The sequence below is a fragment of the Cyanobium sp. Cruz CV13-4-11 genome (assembly GCF_024346055.1).
GTDB lineage: Bacteria > Cyanobacteriota > Cyanobacteriia > PCC-6307 > Cyanobiaceae > Cyanobium.
Window position 1 is genome coordinate 22,677 of record NZ_JAGQCH010000001.1, and the last position, 12,991, is coordinate 35,667.

Annotated in this window: 16 protein-coding genes; 8 read left to right on the forward strand and 8 right to left on the reverse strand. The window is 67.9% G+C overall.

Going from position 1 to position 12,991, the window contains the following annotated elements; translation table 11 throughout:
* The first annotated feature begins 24 nt into the window (after window positions 1-24).
* The 5 genes from KBZ12_RS00165 to KBZ12_RS00185 all read left to right on the forward strand — a co-directional run bounded on the left by KBZ12_RS00165 (window position 25) and on the right by KBZ12_RS00185 (window position 1,707).
* Complete coding sequence (locus KBZ12_RS00165) at window positions 25-168, forward strand: chlorophyll a/b-binding protein (RefSeq protein WP_190545080.1); 144 nt, start codon at window positions 25-27, stop codon at window positions 166-168.
* A gap of 43 nt (window positions 169-211) precedes the next feature.
* Window positions 212-448 carry a chlorophyll a/b-binding protein gene (locus KBZ12_RS00170; protein ID WP_254955584.1) on the forward strand — a complete coding sequence of 79 codons (237 nt, stop codon included), beginning with the start codon at window positions 212-214 and terminating at the stop codon, window positions 446-448.
* Between the two features lie 14 nt (window positions 449-462).
* A complete protein-coding gene (locus KBZ12_RS00175; RefSeq protein ID WP_254955586.1) occupies window positions 463-708 on the forward strand; it encodes a hypothetical protein in 246 nt (81 codons plus the stop codon).
* Window positions 709-721: 13 nt separating this feature from the next.
* Window positions 722-1,165: a nuclear transport factor 2 family protein gene (locus KBZ12_RS00180; protein ID WP_254955588.1), complete on the forward strand. Its 444-nt coding sequence runs from the start codon at window positions 722-724 to the stop codon at window positions 1,163-1,165.
* Window positions 1,166-1,233: 68 nt separating this feature from the next.
* The gene (locus KBZ12_RS00185; protein ID WP_254955589.1) at window positions 1,234-1,707 is read left to right on the forward strand and encodes a CopD family protein; all 474 of its coding nucleotides are present in this window, start codon (window positions 1,234-1,236) and stop codon (window positions 1,705-1,707) included.
* Here KBZ12_RS00185 and KBZ12_RS00190 read toward each other — a convergent pair.
* Entirely contained in the window at window positions 1,619-2,686 is a 1,068-nt protein-coding gene (locus KBZ12_RS00190; RefSeq protein WP_254955590.1) for a CorA family divalent cation transporter, read from the reverse strand. The genes KBZ12_RS00185 and KBZ12_RS00190 overlap by 89 nt on opposite strands.
* 156 nt (window positions 2,687-2,842) lie before the next feature.
* Between KBZ12_RS00190 and KBZ12_RS00195 the strand changes: the two genes are divergently transcribed.
* The gene (locus KBZ12_RS00195; RefSeq protein WP_254955592.1) at window positions 2,843-3,037 is read left to right on the forward strand and encodes a DUF2256 domain-containing protein; all 195 of its coding nucleotides are present in this window, start codon (window positions 2,843-2,845) and stop codon (window positions 3,035-3,037) included.
* Between the two features lie 128 nt (window positions 3,038-3,165).
* Here the strand turns inward: KBZ12_RS00195 and KBZ12_RS00200 are convergent, their stop codons facing one another.
* The 7 genes from KBZ12_RS00200 to lysA are packed head-to-tail and all read right to left on the reverse strand — an operon-like array spanning window position 3,166 to window position 9,693.
* Window positions 3,166-3,666: a hypothetical protein gene (locus tag KBZ12_RS00200; RefSeq protein ID WP_254955593.1), complete on the reverse strand. Its 501-nt coding sequence runs from the start codon at window positions 3,664-3,666 to the stop codon at window positions 3,166-3,168.
* Complete coding sequence (locus tag KBZ12_RS00205) at window positions 3,660-4,694, reverse strand: DUF952 domain-containing protein (protein ID WP_254955594.1); 1,035 nt, start codon at window positions 4,692-4,694, stop codon at window positions 3,660-3,662. The genes KBZ12_RS00200 and KBZ12_RS00205 overlap by 7 nt, the downstream gene beginning before the upstream one ends.
* A 4-nt stretch (window positions 4,695-4,698) precedes the next feature.
* On the reverse strand, window positions 4,699-5,643 hold the full coding sequence (locus KBZ12_RS00210) for a rhodanese-related sulfurtransferase (RefSeq protein ID WP_254956001.1): 945 nt from the start codon (window positions 5,641-5,643) through the stop codon (window positions 4,699-4,701).
* Window positions 5,640-6,620 carry a biotin synthase BioB gene (bioB, locus tag KBZ12_RS00215; RefSeq protein WP_254955596.1) on the reverse strand — a complete coding sequence of 327 codons (981 nt, stop codon included), beginning with the start codon at window positions 6,618-6,620 and terminating at the stop codon, window positions 5,640-5,642. Before bioB ends, KBZ12_RS00210 begins: the two co-directional genes overlap by 4 nt.
* Window positions 6,617-7,417: an isoprenyl transferase gene (locus KBZ12_RS00220; protein ID WP_254955597.1), complete on the reverse strand. Its 801-nt coding sequence runs from the start codon at window positions 7,415-7,417 to the stop codon at window positions 6,617-6,619. The genes bioB and KBZ12_RS00220 overlap by 4 nt, the downstream gene beginning before the upstream one ends.
* The gene (gene cdaA, locus KBZ12_RS00225) at window positions 7,414-8,229 is read right to left on the reverse strand and encodes a diadenylate cyclase CdaA (RefSeq protein WP_254955598.1); all 816 of its coding nucleotides are present in this window, start codon (window positions 8,227-8,229) and stop codon (window positions 7,414-7,416) included. The genes KBZ12_RS00220 and cdaA overlap by 4 nt, the downstream gene beginning before the upstream one ends.
* A gap of 48 nt (window positions 8,230-8,277) precedes the next feature.
* On the reverse strand, window positions 8,278-9,693 hold the full coding sequence (gene lysA, locus KBZ12_RS00230; protein ID WP_254955599.1) for a diaminopimelate decarboxylase: 1,416 nt from the start codon (window positions 9,691-9,693) through the stop codon (window positions 8,278-8,280).
* A gap of 63 nt (window positions 9,694-9,756) precedes the next feature.
* Between lysA and KBZ12_RS00235 the strand changes: the two genes are divergently transcribed.
* Together KBZ12_RS00235 and KBZ12_RS00240 are read left to right on the forward strand one after the other, a co-directional pair.
* Complete coding sequence (locus tag KBZ12_RS00235; protein WP_254955600.1) at window positions 9,757-10,221, forward strand: GNAT family N-acetyltransferase; 465 nt, start codon at window positions 9,757-9,759, stop codon at window positions 10,219-10,221.
* Window positions 10,222-10,398: 177 nt separating this feature from the next.
* A complete protein-coding gene (locus KBZ12_RS00240) occupies window positions 10,399-12,957 on the forward strand; it encodes an ATP-dependent Clp protease ATP-binding subunit (protein WP_254955601.1) in 2,559 nt (852 codons plus the stop codon).
* Window positions 12,958-12,991: the final 34 nt, after the last annotated feature.

Sequence of the window (12,991 nt, forward strand, 5' to 3'; positions counted from 1 at the left end):
TTCACGAAACAAACTGAAACACCCATGACTGACTCCTCCGCCCGCTTCGGCTTCGTCGCCTTCGCCGAAACCTGGAACGGCCGTCTCGCCATGCTCGGCTTCGTCATCGGCCTCGGCACCGAACTGCTCACCGGCCAGGGGATCCTCAGCCAGATCGGCCTGGGCTGATCGGTCTGATGCCCAGCTTTTCCCTTTTCCCCCTGCTCGACCCATGACCAACACCCCCGCCAACGACGCCTTTCTCCAGGGCGACAACGAGCATTCCATCCACATGGAGCAGCTCAGGCGCGTGGAACTCTTCAACGGCCGTGCTGCCATGCTCGGCCTGGTGATCGGGGTGCTCACCGAAGCCATCACAGGTTCCGGCATCGCCCACCAGATCGGCCTCGGCGCCCTGACCGACGGCTACGCCGCCTGCCGCACCCAGTTCCTGCCCTTCTGCTTCTGATCGCTCCGCTCGCGATGCTGCTCCCGCCTCTCTTCTGCCCCTTCACGGCCGCCCGGATCGCCGGCCTGCAGGCCACGGTGCTGCTGCTGCTCACCCTGCTGATCAAGGCCAGGGTGCAGATCAAGGCGGCCTCGGCCCTGGGCCTGTTCCTGCTGGCCCTTCAGACCTTGGTATTCCTGGCCGCTGCGGGAGCCCTAGGCCTGGTTGGCATCGGTGGTGCGGCCCTGGTCATGAATCGTCCGCAGTCCTCCGAAGCCTGAAGCCACCACTGCCATGACCGCCACGCTGCAGCCACCGCTGGGAGAAGACGCGCTCAGATCCATGTTCACCAAGCCCTACGGCGCCCCCGGGCCCACCCCGCAGCAGTGGCGGGCGCTCTACGACGGGGACGTCCACTTCACCGACCCCACCCAGGAACGCCAGGGCCTCGAGGCCTACATCGTGGCCCAGGAGGGTCTGATGCAGCGCTGCGATGACGTGTTTCTCGAGCCGGGAGCCGTGGCCCTCAGCGGCGATACGGCCTTCGTCGAATGGACGATGGGCCTGAAGATCAAAGGCATCGAATTCGTTTATCCCGGCACCACCCGCCTCCGCTTCGGCGCCGACGGCAAGATCGTCGAGCACCGCGACTACTTCGATTTCGTCGGCCCCACCTTCGCCCCGGTGCCATTGGTGGGAGGTTTTGTGCGCTGGCTCTACGGGCGGTTTGTGTCCTGAGCTCGGCGATGGGCGGCGATCCAGGTGTGGCCAGCGACAGTGGCCCCAGGTCTGCCCGTTGATCCGCCGTGTCCCCCTTCCCGCTGCTGGTGATCGTCCACGCCTTGGCCGCCACGGTGTGGACCGGCGGCCACCTGGTGCTCGATCTGGGCGTGCTGCCGAGGGCCCTGCGGGAGCAGAGCGCTGAACCCATCCGTGACTTCGAGGCGGTCTTCGAGCCCCTTGGCCTCACGGCCCTTGCCCTGCAGGTGATCACCGGCCTCTGGATGGGTTCGATCCTGCTGCCTGGCTTCCATGGGCTGTTCGATCCAGCGAATCCGATCGGTGTGCTTTTGGGCACCAAGCTGCTGTTGCTTGTCGCCACCGCCGCCTTGGCCCTGCACGCCCGGCTGCGGCTGATCCCCAACCTCACGGACGCCAACCTCAGTGGCCTGGCCTGGCACATCCGTGGCATCACCGCCGTGGCGATCGCCTTCGTGGTGGTGGGTGCCCTGATCCGTCTGGGTGGCGTGCCGGGCCTCGGTACCGGTCCAGGCGGCTGAGAAAGACATAACTGGCAAAGCCGATCACCACCATGGCGAGCATGAAGGCCGGATAGGAGACACGCCAGTTGTCTGGGCCGGTGATCATCGTCCACTCGGACATGCCGCCGATGCCCGCCAGCAGGGTCAGCGGCATGAAGATTGTCGTGATCAGGGTCAAACGCCGGACCGTGGCATTGGTGTCGTTGGCGGCTTTGGCCATCTGGTTGTTGAGCATCGACAGATACATCTCCATCAGGCTGGTGACGATATCCCGATAGGACTCCGTGACCTCGTAGAAACGCACCAGATGGTCATAGATGTCACGATAGTGGTAGATCGCCTTCTCTGAAATCAGAGGAAAATCGCCTCGACAGATTTTGCTGAGGATCTCACGCTCATGAAACAGGCTCTTGCGCAACCGCAACAGGTAGCGCCGGAACCTGATCAGTTCGCCGGGCTTGAAACTGGCCGGATCGGCAATCAGGGCTTCCTCCAGGTCATCCAGCTCATCCTCGAGGGCCTCAATGGCCACAAACTTCTGATCGACGATGTGGTCGAGGATCAGTTGCATGAGATGGGAGGGGCCCTGGCGGACCTCGTCGATGCCCCGTTCGACAAGACGTTGAACCCCGTCGAGGTAGGAGCGATGTCTGGAATCCAGATGACTGATGCTGATCAGAAATCGCTTTCCGAGGAACAGGTTGATTTCACCCACCTCCAGGACGCCGTGATCGTACTGAAATGTGTTGAATAGGATGAAGGTGTTGTCTGGAAAATCGTCCACCTTGGGGATCTGGTTGTCATCGAAGCAATCCTCGATGGCCAACGAGTGCAGGCCAAGCAGGCCGACAAGGCCTGCCAGATCTTCCCTGGTGGCCTCGCGGTACTGCAGCCAGGCAAAACCTTCCGCCTCGGCCGCCGTCACGGCCTCCACTGCCGTGGCCACGCGCTTCGCAGGGCCATCGCGGCCGATGACATGGAAGCTGGCGACAGACACGCGCTCTTGAGCTGATGGCCGTGGCCAGCGTAGGCAGGGCTGAAGCGGCGTTCCCAAGCCAAGGTGGCCTGCAGGCCATCTTGGCCCTCAATCGTCAAATCGTCTCACGGCAAAGCCATTGGTTTTGTCAGGTTGGATGTTCTGCTTCGTGACCGGATGCCCCACCACGTCGATCGCCCCACCAAGACCTGTCCGGTCTGCGGACGACCGTTCCAGTGGCGCAGGAAATGGAAGCAGGTCTGGGAGGAGGTGCGCTACTGCTCCGAACGCTGCCGGCGCAACCGCAACCGGGCGCGCCCGGATTCCTCCGAGGCCCCTCAGATCTCGAACGCCGCCACCAGCGCCGCATGAGGTGGATGGCTTTTATTGGACAGACTGGCCCGACGACGTACTAACTGAGGCTCCCTCTCGACTGGTTGTTGATTGTCAGGGAGGCGGTGGCCATGGTTTAGCTCGATAGCCGTTCCCAGCGCTAGGTGTCACCGGATCGACGTCAGCCAGCGGGCGCTGCGGCGCAGTCCTTCGTCGCAGTCGCCCTGCATCAGCAGGCCCGCCCCGCCCCACAGCAGCCGCGGGGCCAGATCCAGCGGGCCGCCGCCCAGCTCCCGCAGCGGCCTGAAGCCGAGCCGCCGGAAGTAACGCACCAGCCGCCGGTGCTGGCGCTCCCCATCGCGAATCGCCAGCAACCGGGCCGAGCGGCAGGGCGTCTCCTCCAGGGCCCAGGCGAAGGTGGCGGCCCAGATCAGAGGTCCCACGGCTTCGGTGCGCTCCCCCTGCACCCGCATCGTGTCGAGCCGCAGGCCATCGGCCAAAGGCAGGCACCAGCCCTTGAGCTCCCCCAGCAGCAGCGGCGGCTGCTCCGCCCGGGGCCGGGCCAGAACCACCCGCAGCCCCCGCACCCCTGCCACCCCCTTCACCTGCAGCCGCAGCAGCAGTCCATGGTCCCTGGCCCGCTCCTCCAGCGCAGCCAGGCTCAGCATCGCTGGCCGGTTGCGGGCTCCGGCGCCGGGAAAGAGTCGGCCGCGAGCACCGCCTCCAGGGGCAACGGGCCGTGGATGTGGGGAAAGCACTCGCCCGTGTCCGGAGCCGGCTCCCACAACACCGGCGCCGTCAGGCGATCGGGGGCGATGGTCAGCAGCAGCACCTCCCCCGCATCGGCGTAAAAGCGCCCATAGGTGGCCTCCACCTGATCGGCCCCACTGGCATGGATGAAGCCCACCTCCTGCAATGACTGCCCGCGGGTCGAGCGTTCGTAGACCCCTGCGGCCTGGGCCTGGCGCCATTCATCGGCCAGGGCCAGGTGGTAGATCCAACTGTCTGAGCGCCAGGGCCGCCGCGGCGCCCAGGCCCCGGCCATCACCGTCGCCAGTTCGGGCCCCTCCAGGAACTGCTGCAGCCAGCGTTGCAGCGGCACCAGATCGCTCTGGCGATCGAAGCCCTCCGCCTCCGCCAGCCGGAACTGGCGCACGAAGGGCAGCAGGGCCATGTCGGCCAGGGAGGGCCGCCCCCCCACCAGCCAGCCGCTGCTCCCCAGGGTGGCGCTCCAGCCCCTCAGGATCTCCAGGGCCGCGCCGCGATGCTGCTCCCGGTCGCCCTCGGGGTGGCGGTGGGCGTACTTGAAGCGATCCAGATGATGCTTGAACGCCCCATCGTTCTGCTCGATTAGCGCGGCGATCCTGGCCCGCTCCCCGGCGGCGGCGTCGCTGGCGCCGCTGCGCCGCAGGTCGTCCGGATCGTGCCGCGCCAGGGCCCAGGCCATCACCGCCAGGCTGTCGGGGAGCACCCGCTCGGCCCCCACAGCACCACCAGCGTCCGGTGGCAGCACCAGCACCGGCACGGTGCCAGCGGCGGAAGCCTCGAGCAGTTCGGGGGGCTTGCGGCCCAGGTGCACCTCCCGCAGCTCCAGATCCAGCCCCGGTGTCAGGCCCGCCGCCGCCAGGGCCAGCCGCGCCCGGATCGCGTAGGGGCAGCGGCGAAAGCTGTAGAGGATCGGCAGGGCGGCCGCCATCCGATCAAGCGCCGCCGGGGGGCATGGCCCGGCCGATGTGGGGCTCGCCGCTGGCCTCGGCCCGCCCCATCTGGCGCTGGCGCTCGGCGAAACGCTCCCGGTCGGCCGGGGTGAACCGATCGATGCAGTGGCGGCAGCTCACCCCGGCCACGTAGCTCTCCAGCTCCAGGTCGGCCGGGGCCAGGGGCAGGCCGCAGGCGTGGCACACGTGGTAGCTCCCCGGCTGCAGCTGGTGGTTGAGGGCCACCCGCTGATCGAAGACGTAGCACTCCCCCCGCCAGCGGCTCTCGACTTCCGGCACCTGCTCGAGGTAGCTGAGGATGCCGCCCTGCAGCTGCAGGACGTCCTCGAACCCCTGGGACAGCAGGTAGGCGGTGGCTTTCTCGCAGCGGATGCCGCCGGTGCAGAACAGGGCCAGCCGCCGCGGGCGCTGTTGCGCCACCAGCGGCCGCAGTCGCTGCTCCACCCAGGCGGGAAAATCGCTGAAGGTCTCGGTGCCGGGGTCGATGGCGCCCTCGAAGCTGCCCAGGGCCACTTCGTAGCGGTTGCGGGTGTCGATGGTCAGGGTGCCGGGATCGCCCAGCACGGCGTTCCAGTGCTCGGGCGGCACCGGCACCCCCGTGCCCAGGGCCGGCTGGGCGTAGGGCTCGGCCATCGTCACGATCTCCGCCTTGAGGCGCACCTTGAAGCGGTGAAACACTCGCCCCTCGGCCTCACTGCGCTTCACCGCAAGGTTCGCCAGGCGTGGGTCGGCCTGCAGCAGCTCCAGCAGGGCGGCCACACTGGCGGCCGAACCGGCGACCGTGCCGTTGATGCCCTCGGTGGCCAGCAGGATGGTGCCCAGCAGGCCGGCCTCGCTCCCCAGCGCCAGCAGCCTGGCTTGCCAGTCGGGCAATTCCTCGCTGGCCAGGGGGACGAACCTGTAGAAGGCGGCGACCTGCACCCTCAGCGGCCGGCACCGACCGCGAGCGGCTGGCCCTCCAGCTGCAGCCGCACCCCGGCGGCCCGCAGCAGCTCCTGGTCGCTGCTCACCGCCGGGTTGGAGGTGGTGAGCAGGGTGTCGCCATAGAAGATCGAATCGGCGCCCGCCAGCAGGCAGAGGATCTGGGCCTCCCGGCCCAGCTGCTCGCGCCCGGCGCTGAGCCGCACCCGGCTGTGGGGCATGAGGATGCGGGCGGTGGCCACCATCCGCACCAGCTCCAGGGGGTCGACCGCGGGCCGCTCCTCCAGCGGGGTGCCCTCCACCGCCACCAGGGCGTTGATCGGCACACTCTCGGGGTGGGGATCCAGGCAGGCCAGCACCTGCAGCAGCCCGGCCCGGTCGTCCGGCGTCTCGCCCAGCCCGATGATGCCGCCGCAGCAGAGATCGATGCCGGCGCTGCGCACCCGCTGCAGCGTGTCGAGCCGCTCCTGGTAGGTGCGGGTGGAGATGATCCGGTCGTAGTGCTCGGGGCTGGTGTCGAGGTTGTGGTTGTAGGCGGTGAGTCCCGCCTCCGCCAGCCGGGACGCCTGGTCGCCTGTGAGCATGCCGGCGGTGACGCAGGCCTCCAGGCCCAGCTCCCGCACCCCCCGCACCATGGCGAGCATGGCCTCGAACGGCGCCCCATCGCGGATCTCCCGCCAGGCCCAGCCCATGCAGAAGCGGTGGGCACCGGCGTCCCGGGCCTGGCGGGCGCGCTCCAGCACCGGGGCCACCGCCAGCTGCGGCCCGCCGCCCACGTCGCTGGGGTGGTGCATCGACTGGGGGCAGTAGGCGCAGTCCTCCTCGCAACCTCCCGTCTTGACACTCAGCAGCGAGGCCAACTGCACGTGGTAGCCGGGGTTGGCGCTGCGGTGGACCCCCTGTGCCTGCCAGAGCAGATCCATCAGGGGAAGCTCGAGCAGGGCCTGGATCTCCTGGCGGGACCAGTCGTGGCGCAGGGTCATGGGGCGTTCTCCACACCGTTCTGGACGCCACTCTGGACGCCACCAAAGCGGCGCTGGCGACCCTGATAATCGAGCAGCGCCGCCAGCAGGGCCCCGGTGTCGAAGTCGGGCCAGAGCACCTCGGTGATGTGCAGCTCGGCGTAGGCCAGCTGCCATAGCAGGAAATTGCTGATCCGCTGCTCGCCGCTGGTGCGGATCAGCAGGTCGGGGTCGGCATCGCCGGCGGTGAACAGCTCGGCGGCGAACAGGTCCTCGTTGATGCTGGCCGGATCCAGGTCGCCACGGGCCGCCCGCTCGGCCAGGCGCCGGGCCGCCCGCACCAGCTCGCTGCGGCCGCCGTAGTTGGTGCAGACGTTGAAGTGGATGCCGGTGTTGGCGGCGGTGCGCTCGGTGGCATCGGTGATCAGCTCCTTGAGGCCCTCCGGCAGGGGCTCCAGATCGCCGAGGAAGCGGATGCGCACCTGCTGGCGTTCGAGCGCTTCCAGCTCCCGGGCGAGCACCCGTTCGAACAGGGCCATCAGGAAGGCCACCTCCTCGCCGGGTCGGGTCCAGTTCTCGGTGGAGAAGGCGTAGGCCGTGAGGGCGCTGATGCCCCAGTCGCTGCAGTGGCGCAGGGTGCGCTTGAGGGTCTCCACCCCGGCCCGGTGACCCATGGCCCTGGGCAGACCACGCTGCCGTGCCCAACGGCCGTTGCCGTCCATGATGACCGCCACATGACGGGGCAGCCGAGCCGGATCCAGCTGGGCGGGCAGCTGGTCGTGATCGGACGATGGAGTGGTCGCCAGGGCGCGACTCATCCGCGATGTTCCGGCGGGTCCGCAGCCACGCTACGCCCCGTGGGCGCTGAGGCCAGGGCCTCGGTGAGCAGGTCGTGGAGCCGGCTACTGGTGATCGGCCGCTCCAGTCGCCCCTGGGAGGCCAGCGACAGGGTGCCCGTTTCCTCGGAGACGACGATGCAGAAACAGCCGTCGTGGCGCTCGGTCAGCCCCATGGCGGCCAGGTGGCGGGTGCCATAACGGTTCAGCCCTTGGCGGGAGAGGGGCAGAATCACGCCGGCCGCCACGATGCGGTTCTTCTGAACCAGCACGGCGCCGTCGTGCAGGGGCGTGTCCACGGCGAAGAGGTTCAGCATCAGCTCGACCGAGAGATGGGCGTCGATGCGGATGCCGGGGTTGAGGAAGTCCTCGGGGCGCAGGTCGCTGCCCAGATCGAGCACGATCAGGGCCCCGCAGCGGGCCTGGGAGAGGCGGCCGGCGGCTTCCGTGATCATGCTCACCGACCCCGAGGCCAGCTGGTCACGGCTGCGATCGGCAAACAGCACTCCGAGGCGCCCGGTGCCCAGCAGTTCCATCAGCCGCCGCAGTTCTCCCTGCCACAGGATGGCCAGGGCGAGGCTGCAGGCCAGCACCAGGGCGTCCACCAGACTGCTGGTGAGCGGCAGGTTGGCGTAGCGCTGCACGAACCAGGCGAGCGCCACCAGAAACAGATAGCCCCGCAACAGCCAGAGGGTGCGCTCTTCGGTGACCCGCCCGAGCAGAAGCAGCCCGAGAAGGGAGGCGAACAGAAGATCCAGCAGCAGGCGGAAATCGATGAGCCGCAGCCAGATCACAACACTGAAGAGGGACAGGCCGGTTCAACACAGGGCCGCCTGACGGTTTCAGGATACCGGCAGGAATCGGTGGGGCAGAACGTCGTAGCGCAGTAGGTCTTCCGGCTGCTCCCGCCGCTGCACCACCTCGGCCACGCCGTCGTGGACCAGCACCGCCGCCGGCCTCGGGATGCGGTTGTAGTTGGACCCCATCGCCGCGTTGTAGGCGCCGGTGGCGAACACGGCGAGCACGTCGCCAGGGGTGGTGGCCGGGAGACGGACATCGTGCAGGAGCACGTCGCCGGACTCGCAGTGCTTGCCGGCCACGGTCACCCGGTCGGTGCCCTCGGCCAGGGGGCGGTCGGCCAGCACGGCGGTGTATAGGGATTGGTAGGTGATCGGGCGGGGGTTGTCGCTCATGCCGCCATCCACCGACAGGTAGGTGCGCAGGCCCGGAATCTGCTTGCGGCTGCCCACCGTGTAGAGGGTCAGGCCGGCCGTGGCCACCAGTGAGCGGCCGGGTTCGCAGAGCAGCCGCGGCAGCACCAGCTGGCGCTGGCTGCAGGCCTCGGCCACAGCCTCCGCCACCACCCGCACCCACTCCTGGATGCTCGGGGGATCATCGGAGCCCACATAGCGGATGCCGAGGCCGCCGCCGACGTTGAGATCGCCGCAGGGATGGCCCAGGGAACGGGCCAGAAGCAGGGCCTCCGCCATCACCCCGGCCAGGTCGCGGTGGGGTTCCAGTTCGAAGATCTGGGAGCCGATGTGGGCGTGCAGCCCATCCACCCGGGCCCAGGGGCAGCCGGCCAGGTGGCGCAGCACCGACTCCAGCTGGTCGGGGTCGAAGCCGAACTTGCTGTCGAGGTGGCCGGTGCGGATGTACTCGTGCGTATGGCATTCGATGCCCGGTGTGAACCGCACCAGCAGCCGCACCGGCTCGGCCCGCCCGGCCGTCAGGCTGGAGAGCAGGTCGATGTCGTTCCAGTTGTCGAGCACCACGGTGACGCCGCGGTCGATGGCGAGCTGGAGCTCCTCGGCCGACTTGTTGTTGCCGTGGAAGACGATCCGCTCGGCCGGCATGCCGCCCTGCAGGGCCGTGAGCAGCTCGCCAGCCGAGACGGCATCGAGGCCCAGCCCCTCGGAGGCCACCAGCGCCGTGATCGCCAGGGAGCTGTTGGCCTTGGAGGCATAGAGGGCCAGGGCGTCGCCCGGGTAGTGGGCGGCCAGCGCTTGCCGGTAGGCCCGGCAGGTGGCCCGCAGGGTCTCTTCGTCGAGCACATACAGCGGGGTGCCGTAGGTCTGGGCCAGTTCGCCCAAGGCCACCCCTCCCACCTCCAGCCGGCCGAGGTCATCAAGCCGGGCAGTGAGCGGGGCCAGGTTGCGGTTGGGGCTGTCGCGATCGAATCCCTGCTCGAACGGCGCCGCTGCTTCCCCGGCGGCTGGGACGACCGCATCGGTCGCCGGAGATGCGCTGGTCAGCATGACGGCCTGTTCTGGAATAGAGATCAAGATGGTTGATCGTAAGGATCCCTGCGCCCGCCGGCTGTGCTGTCCCCGTCACCGCCGCCGGCCCCGACGCTGATCCAGCTGGCCCCGAAGCACGCCGGCGCCTGCCTGGAGCTGGATCGGGCTGCCCTCGGCGGCATCTGGAGCCTGGCCCAGTGGCAGCGGGAGCTGGAGGAGGAGGCACGGCCAGGCCTGGGGTTGCGCCAGGGACAGGAACTGCTGGCCATGGCCTGCGGCTGGCTGGTGGTTGATGAGCTCCACATCACTCTGGTGGCCGTGGCTCCGGAGCACCGCCGCCGGGGACTGGGACGCCGGATCCTTCAGGAGCTGATGCGGGCCGGGCTGCGCAGCGGCGCCACCCGGGCCACCCTGGAGGTGGCGGCCACGAATGGGGCCGGGAAGGGGCTGTATGAGGCCCTGGGGTTCCGCACTGCCGGCATTCGTCATGGTTACTACCGCAGTGGCGAGGATGCCCTGATCCAATGGTTCAACCTGAAGAGGTGAAAGGGTGCGGATAACCGTAGATATCTATACCTACATCCCATCAATCTGGACGTATTGTTTGTTTTCAGCTTCCCCTGAGCGCTTGCGGCGCAGCGCTTTGGCCTGAGAGTGTCCCCGGCCTCTCACCCAGCCCTTCAATCCTGATAGGTTGGTTGCACTTGCATCAGGTCCCGCCCCATGTTCGAGCGGTTTACCGAGAAGGCCATCAAGGTGATCATGCTGGCCCAGGAAGAGGCCCGCCGCCTCGGCCACAACTTCGTCGGCACCGAGCAGATCCTGCTGGGCCTGATCGGCGAAGGCACCGGTGTCGCCGCCAAGGTCCTCAAGTCGATGGGGGTCAACCTCAAGGACGCCCGGGTCGAGGTTGAGAAGATCATCGGCCGCGGCTCCGGCTTCGTCGCCGTCGAGATCCCCTTCACCCCCCGGGCCAAGCGGGTTCTGGAGCTCTCCCTGGAGGAGGCGCGCCAGCTCGGCCACAACTACATCGGCACCGAGCACCTCCTGCTCGGGCTCATTCGCGAGGGTGAGGGGGTCGCGGCCCGCGTACTTGAGAACCTCGGCGTCGACCTGGCCAAGGTCCGCACCCAGGTGATCCGCATGCTCGGCGAGACGGCCGAAGTGGCCTCCGGCAGCTCGGGCAAAGGATCCACCAAGACCCCCACCCTCGACGAGTTCGGCAGCAACCTCACCCAACTGGCCGCCGAGTCCAAGCTCGATCCGGTCGTGGGCCGCCACAACGAGATCGATCGGGTCATCCAGATCCTGGGTCGCCGCACCAAGAACAACCCCGTGCTGATCGGCGAGCCCGGTGTCGGCAAGACAGCCATCGCCGAGGGCCTGGCCCAGCGCATCACCCAGGGCGAGATCCCCGACATCCTCGAGGACAAGCGGGTCCTCACCCTCGACATCGGCCTGCTGGTGGCCGGCACCAAGTACCGCGGTGAGTTCGAGGAGCGGCTCAAGAAGATCATGGAGGAGATCCGCTCCGCCGGGAACGTGATCCTGGTGATCGACGAGGTGCACACCCTGATCGGTGCCGGCGCCGCCGAGGGCGCCATCGACGCCGCCAATATCCTCAAACCCGCCCTGGCCAGGGGCGAGCTGCAGTGCATCGGCGCCACCACCCTCGATGAGTACCGCAAGCACATTGAGCGTGATGCGGCCCTGGAGCGCCGCTTCCAGCCGGTGATGGTGGGCGAGCCCTCCGTCGTCGACACGATCGAGATCCTCAAGGGTCTGCGGGAGCGCTACGAGCAGCACCACCGCCTCAAGATCAGTGATGAGGCCCTCGTGGCCGCTGCCACCCTGGGTGATCGCTACATCTCCGACCGCTTCCTGCCCGACAAGGCCATCGACCTGATCGACGAGGCCGGCAGCCGGGTGCGGCTGCTCAACTCCAAGCTGCCCCCGGCGGCCAAGGAAGTCGACAAGCAGCTTCGTGGGGTGCAGAAGGAGAAGGAGGACGCCGTCCGCCAGCAGGACTTCACCAAGGCCGGTGAACTGCGTGACAAGGAAGTGGAACTGCGCGACCAGATCCGCTCGATCCTCCAGGCCCGTCGCGACGACGAACCCGCCGCCAGCCCTGCCACTGCCGAAGCCCAAGGCTCCTCCTTTGCCGGCATCGCACCCGCCGATGACGGTGGCACTGATGAAAGCCGCGCCCCCCTGGTCACCGAGGAGGACATCGCCCAGATCGTCGCCTCCTGGACCGGTGTGCCCGTGCAGAAGCTGACCGAGAGCGAGTCGGTGAAGCTGCTCAACATGGAGGAGACCCTCCACCAGCGCCTGATCGGCCAGGACGAGGCCGTCAAGGCCGTGTCGAGGGCCATCCGCCGGGCCCGCGTCGGCCTCAAGAACCCCAACCGCCCCATCGCCAGCTTCATCTTCTCCGGCCCCACCGGCGTCGGCAAGACGGAACTCACCAAGTCCCTGGCGGCCTATTTCTTCGGCAGCGAAGACGCCATGATCCGCCTGGACATGAGCGAATTCATGGAGCGCCACACCGTCAGCAAGCTGATCGGTTCGCCTCCTGGCTACGTGGGCTTCAACGAGGGCGGCCAGTTGACGGAAGCCGTACGGCGCCGTCCCTACACCGTTGTGCTGTTCGACGAGATCGAGAAGGCCCACCCGGATGTGTTCAACCTGCTGCTGCAGCTGCTGGAAGACGGCCGGCTCACCGACTCCAAGGGCCGGACGGTCGACTTCAAGAACACCCTCATCATCATGACCTCGAACATCGGTTCGAAGGTGATTGAGAAGGGTGGCGGTGGCCTGGGCTTCGAGTTCGGCGGCGGCGATGTGGAGGAAACCCAGTACAACCGCATCCGTTCGCTCGTCAACGAGGAGCTCAAGCAGTACTTCCGCCCCGAGTTCCTCAACCGTCTCGACGAGATCATCGTCTTCCGTCAGCTCACCCGCGCCGAAGTCAAGTTGATCGCCGAGATCATGCTGCGGGAAGTCTTCGCCCGCATGCAGGACAAGGGGATCGGCATGTCCGTCACCGAGGCCTTCAAGGAGCGCCTCGTGGAGGAGGGCTACAACCCCAGCTACGGCGCCCGGCCCCTGCGTCGCGCCGTGATGCGGCTGCTCGAGGATTCGCTGGCAGAGGAATTCCTCTCCGGTCGGATCGGCGATGGCGACGCCTGTCTGGTGGATGTCGATGACGACAAGCAGGTGGTGATCCGCAAGCAGTCGATCACCTCTCCGTTGCCGGAGCTGGCGGGCGCCAGCGCCTGAGCCGTCGCGACGTCGTTCGGCCGACTTCTACATT

Coding starts and splice junctions, on each gene's coding strand:
- KBZ12_RS00195 (WP_254955592.1), top strand. CDS start 2,843: ATGCCCCACCACGTCGATCGCCCCACCAAGACCTGTCCGGTCTGCGGA.
- KBZ12_RS00205 (WP_254955594.1), bottom strand. CDS start 4,694: ATGGCGGCCGCCCTGCCGATCCTCTACAGCTTTCGCCGCTGCCCCTAC.
- KBZ12_RS00170 (WP_254955584.1), top strand. CDS start 212: ATGACCAACACCCCCGCCAACGACGCCTTTCTCCAGGGCGACAACGAG.
- bioB (WP_254955596.1), bottom strand. CDS start 6,620: ATGACCCTGCGCCACGACTGGTCCCGCCAGGAGATCCAGGCCCTGCTC.
- KBZ12_RS00180 (WP_254955588.1), top strand. CDS start 722: ATGACCGCCACGCTGCAGCCACCGCTGGGAGAAGACGCGCTCAGATCC.
- KBZ12_RS00200 (WP_254955593.1), bottom strand. CDS start 3,666: ATGCTGAGCCTGGCTGCGCTGGAGGAGCGGGCCAGGGACCATGGACTG.
- KBZ12_RS00175 (WP_254955586.1), top strand. CDS start 463: ATGCTGCTCCCGCCTCTCTTCTGCCCCTTCACGGCCGCCCGGATCGCC.
- lysA (WP_254955599.1), bottom strand. CDS start 9,693: ATGCTGACCAGCGCATCTCCGGCGACCGATGCGGTCGTCCCAGCCGCC.
- KBZ12_RS00220 (WP_254955597.1), bottom strand. CDS start 7,417: ATGAGTCGCGCCCTGGCGACCACTCCATCGTCCGATCACGACCAGCTG.
- KBZ12_RS00240 (WP_254955601.1), top strand. CDS start 10,399: ATGTTCGAGCGGTTTACCGAGAAGGCCATCAAGGTGATCATGCTGGCC.
- KBZ12_RS00165 (WP_190545080.1), top strand. CDS start 25: ATGACTGACTCCTCCGCCCGCTTCGGCTTCGTCGCCTTCGCCGAAACC.